At 66.1% G+C, this 2,360-nt stretch carries 2 protein-coding genes; both read left to right on the forward strand.

Features of this window, described 5'->3' with window-relative positions; translation table 11 throughout:
- A partial coding sequence (locus VH499_RS04185) for a DUF2497 domain-containing protein (RefSeq protein ID WP_332051436.1) occupies positions 1-700 on the forward strand: 700 nt, incomplete at its 5' end.
- 94 nt (positions 701-794) lie between these two features.
- Positions 795-2,360, forward strand: a 1,566-nt coding sequence (locus VH499_RS04190) for a valine--tRNA ligase (RefSeq protein WP_332051437.1), incomplete at its 3' end; no start/stop codon positions are given.

Raw genomic sequence — 2,360 nt, forward strand, 5'->3', positions numbered from 1 at the left:
CAGCACCTCCGGGGACGAGGTCATGAACGACGCTAAAGCTACCCAAGAACCGTCGATGGAGGAGATCCTCGCTTCGATCCGGCGCATCATTTCGGAAGAAGGCAGCGCCGACGACGCGACGGAGAAGAAGGCGGAAGCACCTGCTCCGGTCCAGCCGGCAGCACCTCCGCCACCGCCGCCGGCCGCGGTTGCTCCACCGCCGCCGCCACCGGCCGTGGTCGCTCCGCCGCCGCCACCTCCTGCACCGCCGCAGGAGGAAGACGATCTGGTGCTGACCGACGAAGTTCAGGAAGAGCCGGCGCCGCCGGCGGTCGAGGAACCCGAGCCGGTCGTGGAAGAGGAGATTGAATTGGCACCCCCACCACCGCCACCGGCGCCACCACCGACCAGGCCCACTCCGGCGCCTCAGATGGCCGAGCCGACGTACCACGTCGCCGGCCCCGGTGTTGGCGAGCCGCCCCTTGTATCACCCGACGTCGCCGAGGCATCGGCATCCGTCATGGCGCAACTGATCGCGCGGAGGGCACAGACCGTGGTTGAAGTCCAATCGCCGGGCCAAGGCTTGCTGGTGGAGACGCTGGTGCGCCAAGCGGTCGAGCCGATGTTGCGCGACTGGCTGGACGCCAATCTGCAGACCATCGTCGAGCGCCTGGTCCGCCGCGAGGTCGAACGGATCGCCCGGCGCGCCGAACTCAGCTGACGGATCGGCGTTTCCGACCGGCGGCCTGCCCAGGTTGACGGGGCAATGTCGGCCGCTATAACAGCCCGAATTTTCTGCTTGGGAAAGGCCAGCGATGCTGGAGAAGACTTTCCGGCCCGACGAGGTCGAAAAGAAACATTATCGCGCGTGGGAACAGTCCGGCGCCTTCGCGGCGCACGAGGGGTCCAACCGCACGCCCTTCACCATCATGATGCCGCCGCCGAACGTCACCGGCAGCCTGCACATGGGCCACGCGCTGACTTTCACGCTGCAGGACGTGCTCATTCGCTATGAACGCATGCGCGGCCGCGATGCTTTGTGGCAGCCGGGGAGCGATCACGCCGGCATCGCGACGCAGATGGTGGTGGAACGCGAGCTGGCCAAGGAAGGCAAGAAGCGCACCGAGCTCGGCCGCGAGAAGTTCGTCGAGCGGGTGTGGGAATGGAAGGCGCAATCGGGCGGCGCGATCACGAACCAGCTGCGCCGGCTCGGCGCCTCGCCGGACTGGCGGCGCGAGCGCTTCACCATGGACGAAGGCCTCAGCCGCGCGGTCCGCAAGGTGTTCGTCGATCTCTACCGCCAGGGCCTGATCTATCGCGACAAGCGGCTGGTGAACTGGGACCCGAAGCTGCACACCGCGATCTCCGATCTCGAGGTGGTGCAGAAGGAGAAGCAGGGCCATCTCTGGCATCTGCGCTATCCGGTTGAGGGGCATGCCGATCGCTTCCTGGTGGTGGCGACGACACGGCCGGAGACCATGCTGGGCGACACCGGCGTCGCGGTGCATCCCGACGACGCGCGCTACAAGGACCTGGTCGGCAAGCACGTGATCCTGCCGCTGGTCGGCCGCCGCATTCCGGTCATCGCCGACGAATATGCCGATCCCGAGACCGGCAGCGGCGCGGTCAAGATGACGCCGGCGCACGACTTCAACGACTTCGAGGTTGGTCGCCGGCACAAGCTCGAGATGATCAACATCTTCGACGCCGACGCGCGCATAAACGAGAACGCGCCGGAAGCCTATCGCGGGCTCGATCGCTACAAGGCGCGCGACAAGGTGGTCGCCGACCTGACTGCGCTCGGCCTTCTGGAAAAGGTCGAGGATCACAAGCTGACCTTGCCGTACGGCGACCGCTCCGACGTGGTGGTCGAGCCGTGGCTGACCGATCAGTGGTACTGCGATGCCGCGACGCTCGCCAAGCCCGCGATCAAGGCGGTGGAGGAAGGGCGCACGGTGTTCGTCCCCAAGCAGTGGGAGAACACGTACTACGAGTGGATGCGCAACATCCAGCCATGGTGCATCTCGCGCCAGCTATGGTGGGGACACCAGATTCCCGCATGGTACGGGCCCGACAACAAGGTGTTCGTGGCCTACGACGAAGCCGAAGCGCAGTCGCTCGCCAGGAAGGAGTACGGCAACGACGTGCCGCTGCGGCGCGATCCCGATGTGCTCGATACCTGGTTCTCGTCCGGCCTGTGGCCGTTCTCGACCTTGGGCTGGCCGGAGCAGACCGCGGCGCTGAAGCGCTACTATCCGGGCGACGTGCTGGTCACCGGTTTCGACATCATCTTCTTCTGGGTCGCCCGCATGGTGATGATGGGCCAGTACTTCATGGATGGCGCGCCGCCGTTCCGCGAGGTCTATGTGCATGGCCTTATC

Origin of the sequence: Reyranella sp. (assembly GCF_036558665.1) — a bacterium.
GTDB lineage: Bacteria > Pseudomonadota > Alphaproteobacteria > Reyranellales > Reyranellaceae > Reyranella.